Here is a 23,892-nt window from a genome sequence, read left to right as displayed (position 1 = left end):
GTCAGCCGGCGGCGGGGCCACTGCCGTCGAGGGCGGCCGTGACGCAGCGAAGCGTGGCCGCGCGGATCGCCCGGCTGCGATCGCCCGAGGGGAGCGCGCGGGCGATCGTCACGGCGCCCACGACCGAGGCCACCAGTGCCCACGCGCGCTCCGCCTGCTCCGCCGGCGAGCCGGGCAACGCCGGAATGAGCCGCTCGATCAGGGCCGCGATCCGACGCTCGTAGGCTTCTCGGACCGCGTCGCTCGCGCGCGAGACGTCCGCGCTGAGCGCCGGCATCAGGCAGCCGTCCGCCACGGACGCGCAGTGCTCGTCGCTCAGGTAGACGTGCAGGAAATCGGCGAGTCGGCGACGCCGCTCGTCCGGGTCCAGGTGGTCGATCACGGCGAACTCGGCCCCGAGCTGCTCGTTCACGACCTGCTCGAGGAACGCGTCCTTGCTGCCGAAGTTCGAGTAGATGGCTCCGGACGTCACGTCGGCGGCCGCCGCGAGACCGTCGACGCCGACGCCGCCGAAACCCTTCTCCTTCAGCGGGCGAGCCGCCGCGGCCAGGATCGCGGCGCGCGCCGTCTCCTTGTGGTCCTTCGGGTACCGCACGCCGGGTCCTCACCTTCCGCCCTTGCCTTCGCGCTGCCGCCACCATACGATAGCGATCGTTATATAGCGATCGTTATCCTATGCGAGAAACGAGAAAACACCCATGTCCACGAGCCACAACGAAGCCCCCACCCGCACGGTGGACGTCGGCGGGACCGCTTTCGCCTACCGGGAACTCGGCCCCGGATCCGGCGTTCCGGTCGTCCTGCTGCACCACTTCACGGCCGTTCTCGACGACTGGGACCCCGCCGTGGTCGACGGCCTGGCCACGGAACGCCGGGTCGTCCTGGTCGACCTGCGCGGCGTGGGCGCCACCGGCGGCAGCACACCCGACAGCGTCGAAGCGATGGCCGCGGACGCCGTCGCCTTCATCCGCGCCCTCGGTCTGGAGACGGTCGACCTGCTGGGCTTCTCCCTCGGCGGCATGGTCGCGCAGGCGGTCGTCCAGCAGGAGCCGGACCTCGTCCGCCGCCTGATCCTGGCCGGTACCGCACCCGCAGGCGACGCCGGACCCGCCAGTGCCCTCCCCGTGCTGCAGGACGCGATCGAGAAGGCGGCCGCCGCGGGCAAGCACCCCAAGCACTTCCTGTTCTTCTCCCCCACGGAGACGAGCCAGGCGGCCGCCGACGCGTTCCTCGCCCGCCTGGAGGAGCGCACCGCCGACCGCGACCCCGCGGCCACCGACGAGACCATCGGCGCCCAGGTCACCGCTCTGGCCAAATGGGAACGCAGCAGCACACCGGCCGGCCTCGCGAACGTCTCCCAGCCCGCCCTGGTGGTCAACGGCGACAACGACGTCATGATCCCGACGATCAGCTCGTTCACCCTCGCCCAGGCACTGCCGAACGCCCGCCTGAGCATCTACCCCGACTCCGGCCACGGCGGCCTCTTCCAGCACCACGAGCTGTTCGTCCGGCAGGCACTGGAGTTCCTCCGCGACTGACGGCCCCCGCTGTCGCACCACGGGCAGCGCGATGTTCGACGAGTGAACCGCATTGTGGTGAACCGTGTGCGTGACCCGGTTGGGTCTCGTCGCTGTCCCGGGGGCTTCTCCGGTGCCGGGGTTGCGGGCGAACCTCGGGAACGCGCCGCCCGAGAGCTGCAACCGGATGCGGTGCCCGGCGTCGAACCGATGTGCCGTGGGGTCGAGCGTGATCTCGACCCTGCGGACGTCGCCGGGCCTCGCATCCGGCTCGGGCTGTCCGTGCACTTCGATGGAGGCTGTGAGGGGCGCGGCGGTGAACGTGAGCACGTCAGCGCGCTTCCAGTTTCCGGTTGTCCCGGGCTCCGCCGCCGGGAGCCATGACACGACCGCCGATCGGCGGTGTCGGATCCGCCGGGTGGTAGCGCAGCCGCGAGTACCGGCGGATGTTCGGCGCCCCACCGGGACGGGACGCCCTCCGCCTCCAGTCAGCGGTGATCGTCCGCGAGTAGCGGAGCCGGCAGGTGCCGCACGAACCAGTCGCGTGCCGCCTGTGAGGCCACGGCGAAGCCCTGGCCGGTGTAGGCGTCGAAATGACCACCGGGCAGGAAGACGATGTCCTTCGGTTCCGCCGCGCTGGAGTAGGCAACAGCTGCGAGGTTGCCGCCGGTCAGGCCGTCTTCGCTGCCGACGATCATCAACAGCGGTGTCGGCGTGACCTCCGGCAGGTACTTCGCCGGCTCGTAGCAGTAGTAGTTGTCCAAGCTGCGCAGCGTGACCTCGTTGGGCCAGCTGGGATCGAGCTCACCCCGTGCCTGGGTGAACCACTCGTGGGAATCCCGCGTCGGCAGCCCCACCAGCCGGCCGGGGTCGGTGCCGATCACCGGGATGGTCGCGGCGGCCTCGCCTCGCGCGCGGGCCCGGCGGTCGGCCGTGAAGACGTCCGGGCCGACGACCTGGTTGTCCACCCGCGCCAGGTTGGCGTAGGTCGCGCGGCCACTGATGAACGGCGCCTGGGTGACCACAGCCTTCACCCGCCGGTCCATCGCCGCGACGACGTAGGCGTGCGCACCCGAGAAACTGGTTCCCCACACGCCGATGCGGTCGGGGTCCACTTCGGACCGGTTCTGGGCGCAGGTGATGGCGTGCCGGTAGTCGCCGACCTGGACCCACGGGTCGATCTCGTGCCGCGGCTGTCCCGGCGCCGGTTCGGAATCGCCCCAGCCGCGGTTGTCGTACACCAGCACGGCCAGCCCGGCCGCGGCGAACACCTCCGCGAACCGGTCGAGGTACATCCGCCGCGTCGAGCTCCAGCCGTGGGCCATCACGACACACGGCGCCGGCCCCTTGGCCCCTTCGGCCTCGTAGAACCAGCCTCGCAACAACGCTCCTTCGGCGTCGAATTCGATGTCGTGACGCATGAACACTCCCTCAAAACCCATTAGCGGATCTGCTTGCTGACAAAGGCGGCGACATCGTCGACTTCCTGGCCGCGGACGTCGTGGCCCAGCCCCGGAAAAACGTGGATCTCGGCGGTGGCGTGGCGAGCGAGCCACCGTTCGGTCCGCACGAGCGCGCCGGGCGGGATGACCCGGTCGTCGCGTCCGCGTCCCCAGTAGACGGGCGGCCGCGTGACGCTCAGCGCCTCGTCGCCGGGCTGCTCGTCCCGCACTACGAACCCAGCCAGGTTCACGCAGTAGGCGAACCGGTGCGGCGCCAACCGCATGAGCTGATGGGCCATGGCGCCGCCTTGCGAAAAACCGAGCAGCCCGATCGACGGCGCCTCGACGGTCTCCAGCCACGACAGCACGTCCAGTGCCGCCGCGTTCGCCACCGCCGGCCGCGGATCACCGATCGGGTTGCCCGCACTCGGGAACCACGCATACCCACCGGCTTCGGGAATTCGCGCCCGCACCGAGGCGACCACGACCTCGTCCGGCAGCCGCGGTGTGATCAGCCGGTGCAGGTGCGTCTCGTCGTAGCTCCAGCCGTGCAGCATCACCAGCAGCGGCCGAGACCCGCGTCCACGCTCCTCTTCGGACCACAGCACCGCCCCGCGGTCCATTCCCGGTTCCCGGCTCATTCTGCGGCGAGCTCGGTCAGCGGGTCGGTGTGCACCGGGGTCCAGCCCAGCTCACGCTGCGCCTTGGCGGAGGTGAGCTGCTGGTCGAGAGCGAACGCGTCGGCGATCGGGCCCATCTGCTCGCGGGCCTGCTCGAGGCTGAGGGAGACGGTCTTCCCGTCGAGCCCGGCGGCGTGGGCGCACGCCTCGGCGACCTCCTTGGCGGTCGGGTTGACCCCGCTCACACCGAGGTACACCGAGCCCGCCGGAGCCGACAGCGCCGCCGCGTACAGCGGGGCGAGGTCGTCGAGGTGGATCAGCGCCCAGTGGTTGGCGCCGTCGCCGATGTACGGGGTCGCGCCGCTTTCCGTGCCCGGCTGGACGAAGAAGATGTCGATCAGGCGGTTGTCACCGCCGTAGAGCAGACCCGGCTGCACGATGACCGGCCGTCCGCCGTCCGCGGCCCGGGCCAGCACCGCGTCTTCGACGGCCTGGCGCCAGGCCACGATCGCCGGCGGGTTCCACGGCGCGCTCTCATCCTGGATGCCGTCGGTGTCGCCGTAGACCCAGCTGCCGCCAGTGTGCACGTAGGTGCCGCCGCCGACGCCGTCCTGCATCGCGGTCGCGGCCGCCAGGTCCTCCTCGCCGCTGGTGGCCTGAGCGAGGTGGATCACGGCCTCCGCCCGCGCCGCCGCCTGGTTGAGCACGTCGAGGTCGGTCAGGCCACCACGGACCGCGCTCGCCCCGGCGGCGACCACGGCCGCCTCGGCCCGTTCGCTGCGGGCGAGCGCCTCGACGGTGTGCCCCCGCTGTACCAGCTCGCCGATCGTCGCGCGGCCGATGTAACCCGAGCCGCCCGTGAGGAAGATCTTCATCGCTGTCCCTTCAACCGGAATTTGTTCCTCTTCCAGGGTGACCCGGGCCCCCGCGGTGCGTCCAAGACCCGTTCCGCGCGCTGTGATGCCGCGACGGCATCACCGACCTGCCATGATGGGGGTGATGGGAGCGGGAGGTGCGCCGACGTGGACTTCGACCTGCGGAAGCTGCGGTACTTCGTCGCGGTGGCCGAAGAGCTGCACTTCGGGCGCGCCGCCGCGCGGCTGCACATCGCCCAGCCCGCGCTGTCACGCCAGATCCGCGCCCTCGAGGACGAGCTGAAGACCACCCTGTTCGTCCGCGACCGCAGGACCACGGTCCTCACCGCGGCGGGCGAACAACTCCTGGCGGACGCCCGGGACCTGCTGGCGGCCGCCGAAGCCGTCCACCGGAGAGTCACGGCCGCGGCCGAGGCGAAACCGGTGCTCACGGTCGGGTTCATGCCGGGCATCGTGGTCACCCCGGCGGTACGAGTGCTGGCCCGGCGGCGGCCGGACGTCAGCGTCCGGCTGCTGCGCACCAGCTGGCACGATCAGGTGGAGGTCGTCCACGACGGCCGCGTGGACCTCAGCATCGTCCGGCTGCCGGTCGAGCAGCGCGGCCTGACCGTGCGGCCGCTGTTCACCGAACCCCGCGTCGTGATGGTGCCCGCCGGGCACCGGCTGGCCGGGAAGGAATCCGTGTCGGTCACCGAACTCGCCGACGAGCACCTGTTGCAGGACCCCGACGCCGTCCCGGAGTGGCGGGACATCGCCATCGAACTGCGCAAACCGGACCGCCCCGAAGTCCCGCGCATCCACAGCGTCGAAGAAAAACTGGAACTAGTCGCCGCCGGAGCGGGTATCAGCGTGATCCCCTTGTCGACGGCGACGTTCTACACCCGCCCGGACGTCCTCGGCATCCCGGTCGAGGACATCGGGCCGAACCACGTCTGCCTGGCTTGGCTCGCGACGCGCCGGTCACCACTGATCGACGCCTTCCACGACGCTGCGGCAAGCCTGGTGCCCTAATCCTGGCAAGCACGCCAGTTTACTTCCGCGAACGCACCGCCCAGCGCGACGATGTCTGGCACCACACCGCGTCGTCGAGTTTGCGTCGAACAGGGCCAGCACGTTGTCGCAACTCGGCGGTCGCCGCTCTTGCTGAACGCCGCAGTCCGGTCAGCTGGCGACAGGCGCGGCGTTGGGCCCTCCTCGCGTGACGCTGACGAGGTCCCCGCACGGCAGCCGGCAGCTCCGCGGCGAGCGCGAGCCGCGCGGTGTTGCGCGCGGAGAGGACAGGAATGCCATGCTCGCGCTGCCGGTAGTAGAGCGTGCCGGGCAGGACGGGACGGTGAGCGGCCTTACCGGGATAAAGCAGAGGCGGATGTGCCGACCGTGTCCGATTTCGCCGCAGCCTCATTCCGGCCGTCCGCGCCGGCCGGTGGTGCGCTGCGGCTGGCTGGCGCCGACACTCTGCTCGCCCTCGCTCCCACCCTCACTCGTCTACAATCAATGACGCGGCCGAGCCCGGACGCGCGCTGCATCTGTGCTTGTGACCTATCGACACTGCTGCGCGTACTACCGGTGGCGAGGGCCGGCCGAGGCGGTGCCGGTGGCGGTGTCCTGCTATCCCCCGTGGCTCTTGCTGTTTCCCTTGGCTTTGCCCTTGGCTTTGCCTTTGGCCTTGGCGTTTCCGCCCGTCGCGTCGGCGGAGTGGTCGGTGTCCGGGGTGACGGCGCTGGGGCGTGTCGCGGCCGCCAACTGAGGCGTCGCTGAGTTCGCTCTCTGTGACGATGCGGCCATGGCGGTCGCCGCGGGCGGCGTCGCGGACGGGGGCGGAGCCGAACTTGTCGTGACGGGAGGCCCAGCGGCCGGCAGCCGATCCGGACTGGAAGCTGCACCGTCCGGCCTGGTCAAGAGCACCGCGAGCACCACCGCGGCACCCGCGGTCGCCAGCCCTCCGGTCGCAGCCAGCGTGCGGCGACGCCGCACCGGCACGGCAGCCGAGGCCGGCGCGGAGGCCGCGGAGGCGACCGGCTCGCGCAGCCTCCGCACGATGTCGCCGGCGGTGGGACGATCTTCCGGTTCGCGGGCGGTCATCCGCTCGATCGTGCGCGCGAGCGGGGCGGGCAGGCCGGCCGGGATCCGGGGCGGCCGGTGCAGCCGCGCCAACGCCGATTCGGCCAGCGTGCCCGGGTACTCCCGCTCCCCGGTCAAGCACTCCAGCAAGATCAAGCCCAGCGCGTAGACATCCGCAGCCGGGCCGGCCGCGTCACCGACGATCTGCTCCGGCGCCAGATACGCGGCCGTGCCGGTCACCAGACCCGTACCGGTGATGTGGGTCGTATCCAGTTCGTGCGCGATCCCGAAATCGGTGATCATCGGGCCGTCGGAACCGAGCAGGACGTTGGCGGGTTTCAGGTCCCGGTGCACGATCCGGCGGCCGTGGACGTGCGCCAGCGCCTCGGCCAGCAGAGACCCCAGCTCGGTGACCGTCTCGACCGGCAGGGGGCCGGTGAGCAGGCGCTGAGCGAGGTTCTCCCCCTCGACCAGCTGCATGACCAGAAAGGGCCGGTCGCCATCGGTGCCGCTGTCGAACAGGGCCACGACACGAGGATGGTCGATGCTGGCCTGGATGGTCCTCTCCCGCACCCGGCGCAACTGCTCCACCGCCACCGCGCCCCGCTCGTACAGCTTGACCGCGACGTCCCGGCCCAGCCGCCGGTCATGAGCCCAGTAGACCTGCGCGGTGGCACCAGTGCCGAGCAGGCACCGCACCTCATAGCGCCCAGCGAACGACACCGGCAGGTCGTTCTGAGCCGCCGACGGGAAACTCCCGCCCTGCTCCAGCGAAAATCGAGGAGACGTGCCCACATCGTCGCTACTGACCGGCTCAGCCGTCATCGCCAGACACCCTCCGCTCTCGGTGAACCGCCGAGTACCCGGGGGCCCCGACCGGGCAAACGACAATCCGGGAGGCGTGCGACACGGGCAGGGGCGCGACGCCCAACGGGTGCGGGACGTCATCGAGGCCGAGTTCCACCTGGCCCGATCGCCGTCCTTTGTGGCATCGCAGAAAGATTCGTCGGACAGCCGCCTCGGATGCAGCGCCGGATCTCGTGCTGCCCGACGACCCAGACGTGCTGTTGGTCCTCCGCTCGTCGGCCTCGTCGGCGGACTTCCCGCCGACCAGGCACCCGCACGCACACAGGCCCACTCCTCCCTCATCCGGGTGAAACATCCGCACCGGTTCCCGGCAAGCACGACGGCTTCCGTGGCGCAACAAAACGCACGGGTACAGCCATTCCGAGGAGAATGAGAGTCGGCTCCACCACGCAGAGACCCCGCGTCGAAGCCCGACCGCGGCCTCAGGCCGGCCACCGGCGTTTACCGGCCAACCGCCCGGGTACCTACTGTCCAGTAGGAATGAGCCGAAGAATCGCTCCTTTCGGAAAGGAAAAGCCATGACCAGCGCAGCACGCCCCGCCGGCCCCGTCCCCGGAGGCCAGCACGCACCCGCCGGACCCGCCGCAGCCGCGGGCCGACCGCCCGCAGCGCTCGACGCGGACCGCGCCGGCGCAACGGAGACGAAACCGGCTTTCAAAACCACCGAGTTCTTCGTCTTCCTCGCCGGTGTCATCGCCATCGTGATCACCGCCCTGACCGTCGACGGCGATGCCAGTACGGGCGGCGACCCGTTCAACGCCGAACAAGCCCTCCGATACATCACTTTCCTCGCGATCGGCTACATGATCAGCCGCGGTTTGGCCAAGGCAGGCGCGCGCCAGCGCAGCGGCAGCCACCGCTGACGAAGCGCCGAGGGCGAGTCGGCTCCAAAGCTGACCGCTCGCCCCCGGCTTCCGAAACGACTTCGCGCCCCGGATGTCGCGCGGCCCGACCGGCGTCACCGTCCTTTAGGGACAAAACCTTCTCGCAGGGCCGGAGGTGTGCACCGGCCTCGGCCCGCCCGGTTTGCCCGTCAGGAATGGACTCTCGTTCCGGCGCCGTGACGGGGCGGGCCATGCTCCTCCAAGCGCACCGCGCGCTCCCCATGCCGCTCGTCAGCGACCTGTACGAGCAGATGTGCGAACCGTTCCTGGACCACACCGACCGCACGGTCACCGAGGTGCTGTCCGAACTGACCGACAACCGGGAACTGATCGCGGTGCTCTGCGGGCACTTCGGTGACTACTCCCTCGAACCGTGGCGAGCCGGTCCCAGGTGCCCGAGTCGGTGATACCGGGCGCGATGGCGTTGACCCGCAGCGGCGCGAGCTCGACGGCCAAGTGGGTGACCAGGGCGGCCAGGGCCGCGTTCGCCGTACCTTTGACGACGGTGCCGGACTTCGGCTTCCAGCCCACGATGCCGGAGAAGAACAGGAAGGATCCGCCGGCGGGCATCCGCGGGGCGAAATGCTTGGCCAGCAGCAGCGGGCCGACGACCTTGGTGGAGAACGCGGTTCGGATCTTGTCGTGTTCCAGGTCGGGCACCGGCACGTCGTGGTGCGCCGACGCGGTGGAGATCACGTGGTCGAAGGCGCCGAGCGACTCCGCGGCCCGCGCGATGGTGGCCTCGTCGGTGACGTCGATCCGGACTTCGGGGCCGGACCGGGTGGCGACGACGACGTCGGCGCCGTCCTGCCCGGTGCGCCGGACGATCTCAGCGCCGATACCGCGGGCCCCGCCAACGACCAGGATTCGCTTGCCTGTCAAGTTCTCGCTCATGATCGCGACGGTATAGATTTGCTACCGGTATCTTCAACGCTACCGGGAGGACCCCCGTGGGCAAGGCGTACAACGTCATGGCGGCGACGTGCCCGAGCCGCACCGTGCTGCACCGCATCGGGGCGCGGTGGACGGTGTTCGCCGTCAACGCCCTGGAGGACGGGCCGATGCGGTTCACCGAGCTCAAAGCGCATATCCGCGGGATCACCCCCAAAGCCCTCACCGAGACGCTGCGCGCCATGGAGGCCGACGGCTTGCTCGCCCGCACCGACCTGGGCGGCAACCCGCCGCACGTCGAGTACGCCCTGACCGAGCTCGGCCGTTCCCTGCTGGTTCCGCTGCGTGCCGTACGACAGTGGGCGGAGACACACGTCCCGGACATCCTCGCTGCGCGCGAACGAGCCGGCGCCGCGGAAGCGTCAGGCTGACGATCGCCCGAGCGCCGGTGTCCGGCATGGCGTCGGTGATGGCCGCGAAGTGTCGGCGAAGGTCGTGAGGAACAACTGCGCCGCGATGTCCTACTTGGACTGTCCCCTGCGCGGCCGGCCGCACGATCTGCAGCTTCTGCGGTGTGAGCCGGGCCGGCAGTCCCGGTGCCGCGACCCCTCCCCCGCTGCCCGCGACGCCGGTGGCGACGAGCTCGCCGTCCGCCCGCTCCAGCCACGGCTTGGCGTTCAGGCGCTCGAACGTCTCCCGCGCCGCGGCAGTCGTCGAGCGCGTGGTGCCAGCTCAGGTCGTCTCGTTCAACTCCTACGAAGTCAGCTAGGGGAGCTAGCTGGTGCGTCTCTGAGGTCGGCCAGAGCGCCAGTGCCAAGTAGTGGGCGTCGACCGGTGTGACCGCGAGCGCGGGCAGTTCCTCTCGCGCATACGCCTCGGCGAGCAGCGGAAAATCAGCGGCAGTACCGTTGTAGGTGACGACCATGTCAGCGCCCGAGCAGTACGAGTGCAAAGCGAGCAGCGCCTCGGCCGCCGGAACCGCTGCGCTCTGGTGCAGCAGCCTGGTCTGTTCGTTGCGGATCTGCCAAGCATCATCAGCCGGCAGCTCGACCAGCACGTCGAACTCAGGGGCCACCTGCACCCACTCCGGGTCCGTGCCCATCCGAACTGCACCGATCTGGAAGATCCGCTTCTCGAGGTACGGCTCCGCCGCCGTGATGCGAACAACAGACTCCAGGTCAACGACCACCGCACGCACCAACTCGTCGGCGTCTTCGCGAGTCGAAGCGGTCGGACGCGGGGTTTCATCGACCGCCGCAGCCCTAACCGAGTCCCCGGAAACGGCAAGAGCCCCAGCTTGAACGGCCTGTGCGATGAGCGCCTGGACCCGTTTTACGTGCAACCTGGGAAATCTCTTGCGAGCCAGCTGACCCGCGTAGCGACACCACAGTCACCCGAACCACCGCAGTCCGCGCGAGCCACCATCATGCGCGCCCCCGGCGACGTCCGTGTCGAAGCGCGTGACATGCCCACCATCCAGCCCCACCTCTTGCGTCCCGGACCGGGGAGATCGTCGAGATCGACTCGACGGTGCCAGCGCGAGGAGGCTGATCCGGATTGGAGTCGCCTGGTCAGCTTGCTGGCGTCGGCTTTGGCCAGTGGGCTAGGCTCTGCAGCATGACTACCGGGACGGCATTGCGCCACGCAGGGATTGGTGACCCGGTGCTCTTCTGAGTGCCGTACGGGCCGGTGCGGGCCCGCTGTTCGATCGAGGATCTTGCGCTGCTGCGCGGGCCCCGCCTCCGTCGTGTTGATCACAAGCTCGACACATCAACCACGACAGGAGAATTTCTTGCCCACCAAGACACTGCACATTCCCACTGCGGACGGCCACGCCGACGCTTTCGCCACTTTCCCTGACGGTGGTGAGCGACACCCAGGTGTGCTGATGTACGCGGACGGCTTCGGCATCCGGCCCGTGCTGCGGGAGATGGCCCGCGAACTGGCCGGGTACGGGTACTACGTGCTCGTCCCCAACCTCTTCTACCGGTACGGCCCGGCGCCGGTGCTCGAACTCCCCGAGCACATCGGAGAAGAAGCCCGGCCCGCGATCTTCGCCCGGCTGATGCCGATGATCGAGGCGCACACCACCGAACGTGTCCTGAGCGACGCCGACGCCTACCTCAGGTTCCTCACCACCCAGCCCGAGGTCAGCGCCGGACCGGTCGCGGTGACCGGCTACTGCATCGGCGGACTCCTGGCGATCCGCACCGCCTCGGCCCACCCCAGCCAGGTGGCCGCCGTCGCCGGATTCCACTGCCCCGTCGTTGCAGACGGGCCCGACGGCCTGCACCGCCTCCTCTCCAAGATCACCGCCCAGGTCCACCTCGGCCACGCCGAAACAGACCTAACGCCCGAGGCCCTCGGCGAGCTCAACCAGACCCTGGACACCGCGGGTGTCGACTACACCTCCGAGATCTACCCCGGCACGGTCCACGGTTTCACCATGGCCGACACCGACGCTTTCAGCTCCGCCGGGCTGAGGCGCCACTGGGACCGCCTGCGCGCTCTCCTGAACCGCACTCTGGCCAACAGCTGAGGTCCCCCTGGCCTGGATCCGTGGCCCCACGAATCCAGGCCAGGCTCGCACGCCAGCCGCAAAGCAGCGGCCGAAACCTGATGATCGTGGTCAAACCCGACCACCGACATTCCCGCGCTGCTGCGTCAGGTTCACCTTGACGGACGGTTTCGCGTAGATGACCAGTTACGCGAGACGCGTATCGTCATCCTGCGACCGCGCTTCGCGCGCAACTCGATCGAAGGCGAGTCTCTGTTTGGTCGCTCCCTCAAACGAAGTTCTACGAACCCGACGGGCGGGTGAGGGTTGCCTCGCCAGCCTGGATGGAAGTCGTCTCGAGCGAGTTGCTTCTTCTCGCGGCCGACCGGGCGTTGCTGCACGCGAAGAAAACCGGCCGCAACCGCGTCGTTCCCGCACTGTCGCCCAAGCTCGCCACCGCGGACCGCTCCCCCACCGACCCGGCCACGACACCGGCTGCGCCCGTACCCCTGCTCACCGAAGACGCGACGTGAGCAGGGGAGGACTCGGCCGTGTTCTCGATGTTCGCCTCGCCTGAACCACCTCGCCTCGCAAGCGTTGTTCAGCCGGCGAGGGCCTGGGTGATCTGGCGGATGGTCTGTGCGGCGACGCGGGGGTTGACAGCGGCATAGGTGACGTAGGCGTTCAAACCGGTGGCCAAGGCCCAGCCGCGACCGCGAGTCCAGGTGGCGTCGTCCACATCGAGCGCGGCGCGGAAGGTGGCTCGCGTCTCAGCCGACATGAGGGTGAAGGCAATGGTCAGATCGCGCGCCGGATCGCCCACACCAAGCTCACCGAAGTCGATGACGGCGCTGAGGCGGCCGCTGGTCGTCAGCAGGTTGCCGGTGTGGAGATCGCCGTGGAACCAGACCGGTGAACGGTCCCACCCAGGGGCGGCGAGAGCCGCATCCCACAGCTCGGCCATCGCCGCGGTGTCGAAGGCGTCGCCGACCTTCGTAAAGGCAGATCGCGTCGCCGCGTCCCGCGCGGCCAGCGGCCGACCGGTGAGGTGCTCGGCGGTGTCGGCGGCCAACCGGTGGAGTGCTGTCAGGAACTCGGCCAGCACACCGGCGGCTTCGTGCGAGCCGGACAGGGCATCGACGGTCGCCACCTCGCCATCCAGCCAGCGTGACACCGCCCACGGCCACGGATAGCCGAAGTCCGGCTCGCCCACCTCCACCACGACGGGGATGGCCAGAGGCAGGTGCGAGGCCAGCCGGGGCAGCCACTCGGCTTCCTTTCCCGCCTGTCTGATCGCGCCGGCATGGCGAGGCAGCCGAACGGACAGCTTCTCGCCCAGCCGGTAGATCACATGATCCGAGCCGGACGGGGCGTGCCGAAGCAGCGGCAACTCGGCCCACTGCGGGAACTGCGTGTCGACCAGACGCCTCGCCAGCGCGGCATCGATGGCCGGAGTTGTTTCGACGGTCATGGACAGCTGCTGCGGGTAGGCGGCGGCAGCGATCCCGAGGAGCATGCCGCCCGCGGTTGAGACGACCACGGACCGATGACACGAAGACTCGCGGGTGACACCAGTCGTGCCGGAGCGGGGGTCGAACCAGATGGTCGTGTGTCCTGGGCGTCGCAGATCCAGCCACATGATGCGGAGACCAACGTCTCCCGGGGTGGGCCGCCCTTGCTGATGCGCCCAATAGCCACATCCGCTTGGCATCGACCTCGCTCATGGTGGGGCGTAAGAAAAGTCTGCTGCTCGGTGATGACGTCGTGGATGATCGGCCAAACCCGGGGCCAGTCGTCTTCGCAAACCTCGCGGATCGTGACGGACGGCGCCGCGTGGCGCCGGTGGTCAGGCACGTCGTTCACCGCCCAGGGGCGGAACTTGGTCGTCGGCTGGTGTGGTTCCGGACTGCACTCCGCTCATTGTGCCGATCGCCGCCCCACGTCACCACCCATTTGTCCGCGCCCGGCTCTTCGACGCACTCACATGCCGCAGATTGAGCTGTACGTGCGCTGGATGCAGGAGTCAGACGGGCGATCGACCGAGCCGTCGGTCACCGCGATCGCGGCCCGACCCTGCTCAATCGACGAGGCGTACGCAGGGACCGACACTGCGCCACCCGCCGGCTGCGCAGGCCGGCCGAGGGCGTCAGTCGTGCGACTGCCGCGAATGCACCCACACGTGCTCCGCCACACCTTCGTCACCACCATGCTCGACGCCGGCGTCGACCTACGCGACGCCCAGATCGCAGCCCACCATGCCGGCCCGCGCACGACCACGCGCTACGAGCGCGCCCGCAAGGACCGCGACCGGCACCCCAACTACATCCTGGCGGTGTACATGGCATCCACGACGCCGCGGTGTAGTCGGTTTCCACGCGAACGTTCGCTGCGGATCAGGCTGTCCCCACGCTCGTGGAGTCGACCGCCGGCAGCGACAAAACGGAAGCTTTCCTCAACGCCACTCATCACGAGGGTACCCAGCGTACCTCACTTCAGACGCTGCTTTCTCTGATACGGTAGCGCTTCGTGGAACAACGTCAGGATCGCCTCCGTGCAGACAGACGAGACGACGCTCGGCCAGGCCGCATATGACCGTGACACGGTCGGGAGGTTACCGGTGACTTCTGCCGACGCACGCGAGACGCTCCTATTCCATTCGTGCAAGCACCCTGATGTGGACAGCCCGCGATGGCAGCGGGGCTTTCTTGGCTCGCTGCGGCCATTCACCGGATTGCAGGAGGAAAACTTCCACGAGGTCATGTCGGCATTGAGAACCCTCGCCGAACCGTTGCAGGCCGATATGGTGCCACGCGATGTGGTTTCCGGCGTCATCGGAATCTGCCACTTCGCGCGGGCTTGGGGCCTCGACTCCGCCGGCCCGCTTCGCCGGGACGGCCATATCGACGACGTGGAAGCAGTTCGACTGGAAGAATGGATATGGACCATCTCCTACGCGCTGACCATGATCCTGGACGGCGATGTCACAGAAGCCTTCCACACATACGACCACGACTATTTCCGCAACTGACCGCTTCCCGCAGTCTCGTGACGGTAGCGCCCGGAAGATCAGCTGCACGAAGTCTACGGGCTCGACGTCGCGGCGCCCGGCCTACTGCGCGCCCGCTCGTGGCGCCGGCTGCGCATCCGCATCGCCGGACTGTTCTCCACTGACGCCAGCCGCCCTCTACCGGGCCCTTTAGCGGGTTAGCGGATCAATGCGTTGACAGCGTTATGAGCAAGCACTGCCGGTGACCGATCTCGTCCCGATCGCTGCGGACGGATCGACCGGCACGGCCGTCCATGTCCGTCCGGCCGAGGCTGTCCGCCTGATGGGCGAACGTCCGGGTCGACGAGCTGTCCGGCCGAGCCACGCCAAGCAGCACCCCAACGAGGGAGGGCCGCACGAAACTCTGCTATGACAATTCGGATTTTCGGACCGAATCAGCTCGGCGCTTCCACCGGCCTGTTTTTCCGGCTGCGGGTGCTGAGCGGTGCGATCACGAGCGCCGCGACCAGGAATACCGCCGCGAGCACTCCCCACCCGACCATGCTCTGGTCGGCGACCAGCCAGGCGAACAAGGCGGGCCCGAGCATCATGCTGAGGTCGAAGCCGATGTTGAAGAACCCTTGGTACTGCCCCAGCGACTCCTCCGGCGCGAGTTCGTAGACGAGCCCCCACGAACCCGCCGTGTAGAACACCTCACCCACCACCACGGTGACCGCAAGGAGCACGACGACGCCGAGCGCCAGCGACAGCCCGGAAGGCACCGCCGCCAGGGGGAACACCAGGGCGGCGGCGGCGAACAGGAGGCCGCCACGCCGGCTTGCGCGAACCGAAGTACGCACGTCCTTCACGCCGCGCGAGGCGGGTATCTGCAGGATCACGATTCCGACCGTGTACACGACCATCGCGACCGACACGAGCCAGAGCGGAGCGTGCATGCGCGCGGAAACCCACAACGGCAAAGCGATAGTGAGCATCGACTCGGACAAGGTCAGGACACCGTTCAGCACGGTCAGCGCCGCAAAACTGCCGTCCTTGAGCACCTCGAACCGGGATCGGCGGACCGACTGGTCCCGCACTTCCCCGTCAGGAACCGTCGCTTTCGCGTTTCCCCTGGGGGTCACCAACCAGACGAGCGCACCCGCCACGACAAAGGTCAGCGCCTCGGCGGCGAACCCGAGCCGGAACGCTCCTTTCGAACCCTCGGCCAGCACGAGTGCCCCCAGCCCCAGGCCGATCAACATCGTCGAGTTGCTCAACGTCTTGACCACAGCCCGATAGCGGATCCGCCGGTCCTTGGCCACCGTGCGGCCGATCAACGCCCCGATCACGGCCGCACTCCCACGCCCGCAGATCGTGAGCACGCTCAACAGGATCAGCGCCAGCCAGCCGGGCGCGACGATGATCGCCGCGGTGGCCACACACATGATCCACACGAGGAGGGCGTACAGCCGGTGCCCGTCGTACCGGTCGGCCAGCGAACCCATCACCGGCGCGGAAACGATCCCGAGCAACGCGGCTACGCTCATCCCCGCGCCGTACGCCACGGGACTCAGGTCGAGGTGCCGGATGCAATACAGGGTGAGCAGCGAATACGAAAGACCGGTTCCGAGGTACAGAACTGCCATCGCCGTCGCCAGGAACCGCTCCGGGCGTCCGTGCAGCGCACCGGCGACATGCAACACGCGCAGCCGATTCATCCCCCGTTCAGCGAACATCAAGAGCTTCCGCCAGCCTTTCTCGTGCGCTGGGCGCGTTCTCATCACGGACGTCCCGCGAAACGAAGCCCGTGAGCGTGCACCGCAACGATTCACCCGCCGTCTCGTCGACGCGGTGGATCTGGTGGACCGTCTCGGCCTTCACCAAGACCAGTCGGTTCGGTTTCGGCGCGATCGCCACCGGGCTGATCGGGCAGGCGTCGAGGAACGCCTCCATCCGCGCCACGGGCGTACCACCCGCGGCCTCGACCCCACGCAGTTCCTCGGGATCGACGTCGAGCAGCAACAGTTCGCCGCCCCACGACGGGCGCCAGGTCTGGTGGAGGAACAGGATGAACTCGCCTCGCCTGCCGAGTCCGGCGTCGTTGTGCCAGCCGAGCCTGCTGCCGGCCGGGTACTTCCAGAAGGTGAACGCGATCCGGTTCCACTCGGTCCCCCACTCACCGTAGAACTCGCGCTCGCGGTGCACGATCCGCACGAGCTCTTCGTAGTGACCGGGCCGTCCCCCCACGCCGGCAGCACTGAGCTCGTCCCGGTACTGGATGCCTTTCGCCCGGAAGGCAACGCCGTCCTCCTCCGGCGAAATGACGCTCTCCGCCTCGGTGAAGCCGGGACGGGTGAGTATGCCCCGCGCCGACGCTAGCTTCGCATCGTCGAGGAAGTCGTCGATGACTACGAACCGCTTGCCACGCTGGGAGACTCTCATTCCGACCTCCTGGTTTCACTGTTCGCGAACGCAGTCGGGACCGCCGGAGTCAGGGCCGCGGCCCACCCGCTCACGCACCGGTGCTCCGGTTCAAGCAACGCGTATTCCGGTAGCTCCACACCGGCCGCAGCCTCGACCTTGACCGCGATGGCGAGCCAGTCCAAGGAACCCAGGCCGAGCAGCGCGAAGTCCCGGTGGCACCACTCGTAATTCCGGACGATCTCTTCCGCGGTCCCGGCCGAGATTCCCCGTTCGGCCAGGGTCTCCGCAAGCTGGGTCGCGACGAGGAGTTCATGGTCAGGCAACGGCGTCGTCCTTTCTCACCAGCGCGATCATTGCGTCCCGGTCCGGTTTGCCGATCGCGGTCGAGGGCAGCCGATCGCACCGGACCAGCCGGGGGACGGGCAATCCGGCCGCGACGAGCTCCACGCGGTCCGTCAGCGCCGCTTCGGCGACCTCGGATCCCGCGACCACGACGAAGAAGTCCTCGATCTCCGGAGCCGATTGCCGGGGTACCACGAGGAAGTGGACGTCGTCGACACCCGGCTGCGAGCGCAGGTCCACGTCCATCGCCGAAACGTCGACGAACCGGCCGTTGAGGCGGAGCGGACCGCGGATCCGTTCGACGAACCGCACGGTGCCGCCGGGTTCGCGCCGGACGACGTCACCCGTCCACCACTCGTGCGAGGGTGGTTCGCCGCTGTCGAGGTACCCCTGCAGCGGAGCCGCCAGCCGCAGCACGAGCTCGCCGGTCTCCCCCGGCTGGGGCCGGGCCACTTCGACCCCCGGCAACGCCCGCCCGATCCCCTCCGTCCCGCAGAACGTCCCACCCGTTTCGGAGGATCCGTACCCGCGCAGCGGGGAGACACCGAACCGCGTGCGGAATGCGTCGGCGAGTTCACCGGAAACCGGGCCCGCTCCGACCACCGCGGTGCGCAGCCCGCCGTCACCCCGCCGCTGGGTCGCAACGAGAACCCGCGCCAGGGGCGGGGTCATCGCCACCACGGAGACGGCGCCCGAGTCGATCCGCCGCGCCACGGAACCGGCACCCGCCAACGGCGTCACTTCGATGCTGCTGCCGTTGACGAGCGCGCTGACCGCGACACCCCAGCCCAAGGAGTGCGCGAGGGGAATGGGGACCGCCACGCGGTCCTCTGGCACCAGCGCCAGTCCGACCCGGTACCCGTCGGCCTCGACGACCAGGCTGCCCACCCCCCGCTTGACCACCTTGGGCCGGCCGGTGCTGCCCGAGCTGAGGTGGAGCACCGCCGTGCCGTCCAGGCCCAGGGCCGGCGCGTCCGCCACCTTCGGCGCGACTGCCAGGTCCGTCCCCACCCGGCATGCACCAGCGAGCGCGGCGGTTCCGCCCGAGCTCATCGGCACCGGCGCCGGAACCGCGTCCAGCCGCCACGCGGCGACGGCCGCCAGCAGCAGGTCCCGGCCCCGCAAGTCCGCGAGCACGACCGGATCGCCGGGCCGGACACCCGCACCGGCCAGCCCGCGGCCGACCACCTCGAGGCGGGATTCGCCCTCCTCCAGCGGCACTCCGTCGATCCTCGTCCCCTGTGCGAGGAGCAACGCCGCGAGCTCCTGGCGTTCACCCGTCATCGCGACACCACCGGTGCCCCTTCGTCCAGGAACACCGACCCGCGGACTCGCAAGCCGGCCGCGCGGAGGAGCTCCCGAACGTGCTGCATCTTCACCACGAACCGGTCCTTGCCGTAGATCAGGTAGCGGTGCCGGTCGGAGTCGCCGGTGAAGTTCACCGTCATGACGTTGGCACCGGCCGCGAGCCCACGTGACTGCCCTCCCGCGCTGGTCTTCTCGAGGGCGCTCACCGACGGGATGAGCAGTTCGGGGTAGCTGATCCGCAGGCAGGCCAGCACGTTGAGCGCCAGGTCTACGGAGCCCGGCACCCCGAGTTGCAGTGGGGTGTCCCGGGCCGGCACGAACGGGCTCACGCTGCACATGTGGACGCCGGTCTCGCCCGCCAGCTCGATGTCGTCCACCACGCTGTCGAGGCTCTGCCCCGGAAGGTCGGAGATGAGCCCGGTCCCCACCTTGTAGCCGAGGTCGAGGAGGTCCCGCATGCACCGCAACCCCTCTTCGAGGCTTTCGTGCCGCAGCTTCCGGTGCAACGCTGGATCGCTGGTCTCGTGCTTGAGGATGTAACTGGTCGCCCCGGCCTCGCGCAGCCGCGCGTACTGCGCTTTCCGCATGTTGCCCAGGTTCAGCAGGATCTCGACGCGGTCGTCGAAGAGCGCCCTGATCCGCGGGATGGCCTCTTCGACCGCCGACAGCTCCCGTGGCGTCTCCCCGCCTTGCAGGAGGATGACGTCGATGCCCGCGTCCTTGATCAGCTCGGCCCGGCCGAGGATGTCCTCGACGCTCATGAAGTACCGGTCGTTGCCGCTCGTGTTGTCCCGGCGCATCGGGCAGTAGTCGCAGTTCACGCGGCAAACGTTCGTGACCTCGACGACACCGCGGAGCACGACCGTGGATCCGAAGCACTCCTCACGGGCCTGCCGTGCCCGCGCGAAGATCTCCTCCTGTTCGGTGCCCCTGGCGAGCAGCATCTCGCGGATCTCGGATCGGGTGAGCGGCATCGTCCCTCGCTTCTGTGTCGGATACGCTGACGGCGGCGGGCGGAACCTCGAAGGAGACCACCTGCTCGGCCGTCGACTCCGGGTCCGCCGTCTCGCGGAATGAGACGACGACGGTCGCGAGGTCCGGCTCGAACCGGACCGCCGACGTCTCGCCGTTGACGGAAACCAGCAGGGTTTCGCCCGGGGAAACCCACGCGCTGCTCAGGTGGAGCGTCACGCTTGTGGCGTGTTCGACGTCGACGACAACCTGGCCGCGGGCCTTCCGGTGAGCCTGCACCCGCGCGGACGCCTGCCTGCCGATCCCGGCAACCTGGACCCAGTGCGCCCGCCCGTGGCGGTCCTCGTCCGCCCGGTGTCGGATCGCGACCGGGCAGGTGGCGCGCCGCCGCGTCGCCAGCCAGTGCTCCAGCCTCCGGTGGAGCGGTGTGCCGGGGCCCATCCCCAACGTCTCCAAGCCGTGCTGGCCGTCCGCGACCTCGACGTATTCGACGTCGCGGTGGCCCAGTTCGCGGAGCGTGGCCACGGACCGGCGGTCGAACCGCGGCGGGATCTGCTCGTCCTCGCTCCCGTGAACGACGAACAAGGGCAGCGCGCGGAGGTTGGGCAGCAGCGCGCGGCTCCGCCGGTCCGTGCCGAACATTTCCCACATCGAAAGGGCACCGTTGAGCGGAACGGCTCCGGCGAACCGCGGCCAGAACCGCATGCCGAGGTTCCACGTCGCCAGGCCGCCCATCGACACCCCGGCGACGAAGCAGCGATCGGGATCGACGTCGAGCACGGACCGGGCCCAGCGCAACGCGGCCAGCGCCAAGTCTCCGCCACGCAGGTCCCAGCTCGGCCGGGCGAACCGCTTGCCGAAGATCCCGGACAGGTCCAGGCCGTCCGCCGAGTGCGGCGGCACCTGGGCCGTCGGACAGATCACGGCGGCTCCGACGTGGTCCCCGAGCGCTCTGAAGTACGGCAGCACCTGGGGACCGGAGCCACCGGCGCCGTGCAAGACGATCAGGGCGCCGAGCCGGCCGCGGGGGATCCCGGCCGGAACGTGGACCGCCGCTTCGCTGATCCCGCCGTGCTGGTCGACCAGCTCGGCCGCGGCTCGCCGCGGCACTTCGCCGTCGTCTTCACGCTGTGCCAGGAGTTTTCTCAGCGCTACGGCGCCGATGCGCTCGCGGCGGAGGACCCGCAAGGCCGGCTCGATATCGGAACCAGCGCAAAGGGCACGTGCTTCGCGAGGACTCAACACGGGACTGGCCTCCTAACGGCGAAGTCGTACCGGCCGAGCCGGATCGGCGTCCGGCTCAGCCGCCGCGCCCCGGCCCCTGCCAGCACCAGCGCGGCCGCCAGGTCACCGGCGGGCAACGGAAATTCCACGGCGTCGACATCCGCGGCCAGGTCCCGCACGGCCGAAACCACCCGATCGAGCTGGCCGACCGTCCACACGGGACAGGCGCTCAACACGGCACGTCGTCCGTCGATCACCCAGTGGGCCACTTTTTCGCCCGTCTCGTCGGCTCGAAGCAGATCGGCCACCAGGGGCGCACCCGGAGCGGCACCCACGGCCCGCCGGGTGAGCACGCCCGAGTTCGGCGGGCGGCCGGCCCCTGGACCGGCTTCGCCGCCATCGGCGAGCCGGACCTCGAAGCGGTGCAGCAGCGAGCCGTCCGTGCGCAGCCGCAGCACGCGCGCCAACGCGGTCTCGGGTTTGGACGGTTCCACCCACGCGGCGATCCCGACGCAACCCGCGTCACGAGCCAGCTCGCGCAGGGCGAAGGCCAGCCGCAGCACCGCACCGGAGCTGCGGGCGGACTTCTCGACGAACACGCCCTTCAGCAGGAGGTGGCTGCCCCACCGCATGCTTCGGTGGACGCCGCGCAGCCGGCCGGCCGGGTCGGCAAGGCCCACCCAGTGGTAGTCGTCGCCCGCTGAGAGCTCCACCGCCAGCCGCGCCGCGCTCAAGCCGTCGAACGTGATCAGCTCGTGGATCTCTTCGGTGTCGTCTGTGGTCAACCGGCGCACAGTGCAGTCCTCCGCTTTCACTCGCGACCTACCCGATCTGTTCGGTGCCGGGCCGCGACCGGCTCAACGCGAGGTACGGGAAGTTCGCGGCGACGGCGTCCGGCGCCTGTGGAGGCAGCGGAACCTTCGTCATCCGGCGGCTCGAGCTCTGCGCGGCCATGAGGTTCAGCAGCACGCGGGTGTTCATGAAGCGACTGCCGAGTTCCTGGATGACCCAGGAGAACAAATCCGGGTCGAACGGGTAGAACGTCGGGTCGAGGAGGTCGTCTCCTGCCATCGAGAGTCGCCGGGCGAGCGCGGTCTCGGGCAGCACCCGGTAACCCAGGTTCATCACCAGCTCTTCCGTGGCCAGGTTCGCGTTGACGTACCGAGCCGTGGCGCGCACACTCTCCCGGCTCTCCCCCGGTCCGCCGAACACGATGTTCATCCGGATGCCGAGGTCGTACCGCCGGCATCGGTCGATGAACCGGGTCACGTGCCGGGTGTCGAAGCTCTTGCCGAGGACCTTCATCATCCGGTCGTCGAGGCTGTCCGGCGAGACCACCACGAATTCGACGTCGCTCCGGCCGAGCAGCGCGGCGAACTCGTCGTCGAACGGCTTCGGCGTGAAGTAGGCGGACCAGGTGAGCCCGGGGAGGTCCTGCTCGATGATCGTCCGGACGACCTCCTTGGCGTACTTGAGTTCGCTGTTGAAGATGCCGTCGGTGAAGAAGACCCGGCGGATGCCCGACCGGTGGATGGAACGCAGCTCGGCGGCGATGAGGTCGACCGGCTTGAGGTCCCCCTCGTTCTGGCCGCTGATGTAGGCGTACGGGCAGTAGACGCACCCCTGGTAACAGGTCTTGCGGCGCGTTTCGACACCGATCATGGTTCCTTCGACCTGCCCTTGGCGGTCGACGTAGGCCGACATCAGCGAGTGCGGGTGCGCCAGGACGTTCTCGAGGAACTCTGGGTTGCGCTTACCGTCGAGGTTCCGGGCGGATCCGCGGTGCGCGTCCGGATCCGCGACGATTTCGAGGATCGATTGCTCGCCGGGGCCGACGACGCCGACGTCGAACCCGAGCCGGCGCAGCAACGCGTCCGCGAAGAGGCTGTAGCCCGGTCCGCCGCCCACCAGGAGCGGTGTGGCCGCGCCGACGGCCTCCCTGACCCGCTCAAGGAACGCCTGGTAGTGATCGACGTGGCCGTCGCAGGTGAGGTCGATCGGGTCGATGTTGCGGATCGTGAAGCCGATGACATCCCACTCCTCGGCCGCCCAGGAAAGGTCGTCGAGTGCCGCAGGACTCTCCACGAAATCGACGAGACGGGTCTGGTGCCCGGCCCGGTCGAGGGCGTCCTGGACGCAGCGCAGGCCGATGGGGAAGATCGGGTCGTTGCCGGGCATGGGGAGGCTGGCCAGGTTGACCAGCGCGACGCGAGCCATCTGCGTCCCCCGCCTACGACCGGGCCAGCTCGGCGGACCAGAAACTGCGTGCGGTCAGTCTCCGCCATACGCCCGTCATGTGAGCGAGCGCCCGCACCTCCAGGTCGGTCAGATCGGGGTGCCACAGGTCGAACAGCAGGACGGCACGCCCTGACTCGGCGTCGTTCCACGCCTCGTGCTCGAACGAATCGTCGAAGACGAACGCCTTGCCCTGCTCCCATTCCCGAATTTCGCCACCGACCCGGAGCCGGCTCCCGCCGGGGACCACGAGCCCCAGGTGGCACCGCAGGTGCGCGTTGGTGTAGCCCGTATGCGCCGAAACGTGCGTCCGGGGCTCCATGATCGAGAAGTAGCACATTCCGCCGCCGGCCGCCGTGGCGCCGGGAACGGCGGCGAGCGCCCGCATCGTCACCGGGCACAGCTCGACGTTCCGGGAGTAGGCCTTCCCAATGCAGTACAGGTACAGCGCCGTCCACCGACCCTGGTCGGTGAGCTCACTCGGCTGCGAAACCACGCCACCACCGCCGAAACCGCCCGCGGCGAGGAACTCGCTGGTGATGTCGGCGGTCGAGGCTTCCAACGCCCCGAGCCACGAAAATTCCCCGCTGTCCCACCACGCCGACGCCGTCAGCCCTGGGATGAATATCTCGGGCTGCTGTCCGTCCGGCAGTTCCGGCACCTCGCGCCGCGAACTGAGGTTCACCCCTTCGACAATGCGAGCCACCTCGCGCCGATCGACTCCGTTCCGATCGATCCACTGCCGGA

The 23,892-nt window shown here is 69.3% G+C and carries 25 protein-coding genes and 1 pseudogene; 9 read left to right on the top strand and 17 right to left on the bottom strand.

What is annotated here, in order from left to right:
• Position 1: 1 nt before the first annotated feature.
• Complete coding sequence (locus Q5425_RS35995) at positions 2 to 595, bottom strand: TetR/AcrR family transcriptional regulator (protein WP_308676844.1); 594 nt, start codon at positions 593 to 595, stop codon at positions 2 to 4.
• 103 nt (positions 596 to 698) lie between these two features.
• Here Q5425_RS35995 and Q5425_RS35990 point away from each other — a divergent pair, with 103 nt between their 5' ends.
• Positions 699 to 1,538, top strand: coding sequence for an alpha/beta hydrolase (locus Q5425_RS35990; RefSeq protein WP_308676843.1), 840 nt, complete (start codon positions 699 to 701; stop codon positions 1,536 to 1,538).
• Positions 1,539 to 1,583: 45 nt separating this feature from the next.
• On the opposite strand, the pseudogene Q5425_RS35985 reads toward Q5425_RS35990, so the two are convergent.
• The 4 genes and pseudogenes from Q5425_RS35985 to Q5425_RS35970 form a co-directional block, all read right to left on the bottom strand.
• Positions 1,584 to 1,805: pseudogene (locus tag Q5425_RS35985) on the bottom strand (CocE/NonD family hydrolase C-terminal non-catalytic domain-containing protein); the annotation flags it as partial.
• A 200-nt stretch (positions 1,806 to 2,005) separates the two neighbouring features.
• On the bottom strand, positions 2,006 to 2,938 hold the full coding sequence (locus Q5425_RS35980; protein ID WP_308676842.1) for an alpha/beta fold hydrolase: 933 nt from the start codon (positions 2,936 to 2,938) through the stop codon (positions 2,006 to 2,008).
• Between the two features lie 20 nt (positions 2,939 to 2,958).
• Positions 2,959 to 3,582 (bottom strand): dienelactone hydrolase family protein, encoded by a 624-nt coding sequence (locus tag Q5425_RS35975; protein ID WP_308676841.1) that lies wholly within the window; start codon positions 3,580 to 3,582, stop codon positions 2,959 to 2,961.
• Positions 3,583 to 3,596: 14 nt separating this feature from the next.
• Positions 3,597 to 4,454 carry an NAD-dependent epimerase/dehydratase family protein gene (locus tag Q5425_RS35970; protein WP_308676840.1) on the bottom strand — a complete coding sequence of 286 codons (858 nt, stop codon included), beginning with the start codon at positions 4,452 to 4,454 and terminating at the stop codon, positions 3,597 to 3,599.
• A 147-nt stretch (positions 4,455 to 4,601) separates the two neighbouring features.
• Here Q5425_RS35970 and Q5425_RS35965 point away from each other — a divergent pair, with 147 nt between their 5' ends.
• Entirely contained in the window at positions 4,602 to 5,465 is an 864-nt protein-coding gene (locus Q5425_RS35965; RefSeq protein WP_308676839.1) for a LysR substrate-binding domain-containing protein, read from the top strand.
• A 597-nt stretch (positions 5,466 to 6,062) separates the two neighbouring features.
• Here Q5425_RS35965 and Q5425_RS35960 read toward each other — a convergent pair.
• On the bottom strand, positions 6,063 to 7,340 hold the full coding sequence (locus tag Q5425_RS35960) for a serine/threonine-protein kinase (protein WP_308676838.1): 1,278 nt from the start codon (positions 7,338 to 7,340) through the stop codon (positions 6,063 to 6,065).
• A 560-nt stretch (positions 7,341 to 7,900) separates the two neighbouring features.
• On the opposite strand from Q5425_RS35960, the gene Q5425_RS35955 reads away from it, so the two are divergent.
• Positions 7,901 to 8,245: a hypothetical protein gene (locus Q5425_RS35955; protein ID WP_308676837.1), complete on the top strand. Its 345-nt coding sequence runs from the start codon at positions 7,901 to 7,903 to the stop codon at positions 8,243 to 8,245.
• Positions 8,246 to 8,554: 309 nt separating this feature from the next.
• Here the strand turns inward: Q5425_RS35955 and Q5425_RS35950 are convergent, their stop codons facing one another.
• Positions 8,555 to 9,160, bottom strand: coding sequence for an SDR family NAD(P)-dependent oxidoreductase (locus Q5425_RS35950; RefSeq protein ID WP_308676836.1), 606 nt, complete (start codon positions 9,158 to 9,160; stop codon positions 8,555 to 8,557).
• Between the two features lie 56 nt (positions 9,161 to 9,216).
• Between Q5425_RS35950 and Q5425_RS35945 the strand changes: the two genes are divergently transcribed.
• The 4 genes from Q5425_RS35945 (at position 9,217) to Q5425_RS35930 (ending at position 12,187) form a co-directional block, all read left to right on the top strand.
• Positions 9,217 to 9,588 (top strand): helix-turn-helix domain-containing protein, encoded by a 372-nt coding sequence (locus Q5425_RS35945; RefSeq protein ID WP_308676835.1) that lies wholly within the window; start codon positions 9,217 to 9,219, stop codon positions 9,586 to 9,588.
• Between the two features lie 143 nt (positions 9,589 to 9,731).
• Positions 9,732 to 9,926, top strand: a complete 195-nt coding sequence (locus Q5425_RS35940; RefSeq protein WP_308676834.1) for a hypothetical protein — start codon at positions 9,732 to 9,734, stop codon at positions 9,924 to 9,926.
• 1,023 nt (positions 9,927 to 10,949) lie between these two features.
• A complete protein-coding gene (locus tag Q5425_RS35935) occupies positions 10,950 to 11,696 on the top strand; it encodes a dienelactone hydrolase family protein (protein ID WP_308676833.1) in 747 nt (248 codons plus the stop codon).
• Positions 11,697 to 11,998: 302 nt separating this feature from the next.
• A complete protein-coding gene (locus tag Q5425_RS35930) occupies positions 11,999 to 12,187 on the top strand; it encodes a hypothetical protein (RefSeq protein ID WP_308676832.1) in 189 nt (62 codons plus the stop codon).
• Between the two features lie 68 nt (positions 12,188 to 12,255).
• Here the strand turns inward: Q5425_RS35930 and Q5425_RS35925 are convergent, their stop codons facing one another.
• Positions 12,256 to 13,194, bottom strand: a complete 939-nt coding sequence (locus Q5425_RS35925; RefSeq protein ID WP_308676831.1) for an aminoglycoside phosphotransferase family protein — start codon at positions 13,192 to 13,194, stop codon at positions 12,256 to 12,258.
• 6 nt (positions 13,195 to 13,200) lie between these two features.
• Here Q5425_RS35925 and Q5425_RS45915 point away from each other — a divergent pair, with 6 nt between their 5' ends.
• Positions 13,201 to 14,166 (top strand): site-specific integrase, encoded by a 966-nt coding sequence (locus Q5425_RS45915; RefSeq protein ID WP_396135324.1) that lies wholly within the window; start codon positions 13,201 to 13,203, stop codon positions 14,164 to 14,166.
• Positions 14,167 to 14,205: 39 nt separating this feature from the next.
• A complete protein-coding gene (locus tag Q5425_RS35920; RefSeq protein ID WP_308676830.1) occupies positions 14,206 to 14,682 on the top strand; it encodes a hypothetical protein in 477 nt (158 codons plus the stop codon).
• A 413-nt stretch (positions 14,683 to 15,095) separates the two neighbouring features.
• Here the strand turns inward: Q5425_RS35920 and Q5425_RS35915 are convergent, their stop codons facing one another.
• The 9 genes from Q5425_RS35915 to Q5425_RS35875 are packed head-to-tail and all read right to left on the bottom strand — an operon-like array spanning position 15,096 to position 23,830.
• On the bottom strand, positions 15,096 to 16,376 hold the full coding sequence (locus tag Q5425_RS35915) for an MFS transporter (RefSeq protein ID WP_308676829.1): 1,281 nt from the start codon (positions 16,374 to 16,376) through the stop codon (positions 15,096 to 15,098).
• Entirely contained in the window at positions 16,366 to 17,082 is a 717-nt protein-coding gene (locus tag Q5425_RS35910; RefSeq protein WP_308676828.1) for a 2OG-Fe(II) oxygenase family protein, read from the bottom strand. The genes Q5425_RS35915 and Q5425_RS35910 overlap by 11 nt, the downstream gene beginning before the upstream one ends.
• On the bottom strand, positions 17,079 to 17,387 hold the full coding sequence (locus tag Q5425_RS35905) for a phosphopantetheine-binding protein (RefSeq protein ID WP_308676827.1): 309 nt from the start codon (positions 17,385 to 17,387) through the stop codon (positions 17,079 to 17,081). The genes Q5425_RS35910 and Q5425_RS35905 overlap by 4 nt, the downstream gene beginning before the upstream one ends.
• Complete coding sequence (locus Q5425_RS35900) at positions 17,380 to 18,690, bottom strand: class I adenylate-forming enzyme family protein (protein ID WP_308676826.1); 1,311 nt, start codon at positions 18,688 to 18,690, stop codon at positions 17,380 to 17,382. The genes Q5425_RS35905 and Q5425_RS35900 overlap by 8 nt, the downstream gene beginning before the upstream one ends.
• Entirely contained in the window at positions 18,687 to 19,688 is a 1,002-nt protein-coding gene (locus Q5425_RS35895) for a radical SAM protein (RefSeq protein ID WP_308676825.1), read from the bottom strand. The genes Q5425_RS35900 and Q5425_RS35895 overlap by 4 nt, the downstream gene beginning before the upstream one ends.
• Positions 19,597 to 20,874, bottom strand: coding sequence for a hypothetical protein (locus Q5425_RS35890; RefSeq protein ID WP_308676824.1), 1,278 nt, complete (start codon positions 20,872 to 20,874; stop codon positions 19,597 to 19,599). The genes Q5425_RS35895 and Q5425_RS35890 overlap by 92 nt, the downstream gene beginning before the upstream one ends.
• Before the next feature lie 50 nt (positions 20,875 to 20,924).
• The gene (locus Q5425_RS35885) at positions 20,925 to 21,695 is read right to left on the bottom strand and encodes a hypothetical protein (protein ID WP_308676823.1); all 771 of its coding nucleotides are present in this window, start codon (positions 21,693 to 21,695) and stop codon (positions 20,925 to 20,927) included.
• A 37-nt stretch (positions 21,696 to 21,732) separates the two neighbouring features.
• Positions 21,733 to 23,127 (bottom strand): B12-binding domain-containing radical SAM protein, encoded by a 1,395-nt coding sequence (locus Q5425_RS35880; protein ID WP_308676822.1) that lies wholly within the window; start codon positions 23,125 to 23,127, stop codon positions 21,733 to 21,735.
• A 13-nt stretch (positions 23,128 to 23,140) separates the two neighbouring features.
• The gene (locus tag Q5425_RS35875; protein ID WP_308676821.1) at positions 23,141 to 23,830 is read right to left on the bottom strand and encodes an aspartyl/asparaginyl beta-hydroxylase domain-containing protein; all 690 of its coding nucleotides are present in this window, start codon (positions 23,828 to 23,830) and stop codon (positions 23,141 to 23,143) included.
• Positions 23,831 to 23,892: the final 62 nt, after the last annotated feature.

The sequence above is a fragment of the Amycolatopsis sp. A133 genome (assembly GCF_031082405.1).
Classification (GTDB): Bacteria; Actinomycetota; Actinomycetes; order Mycobacteriales; family Pseudonocardiaceae; genus Amycolatopsis.
The sequence above is the reverse complement of the archived record's forward strand: the minus strand, read 5'-3'. Positions and strand labels throughout refer to the sequence as shown.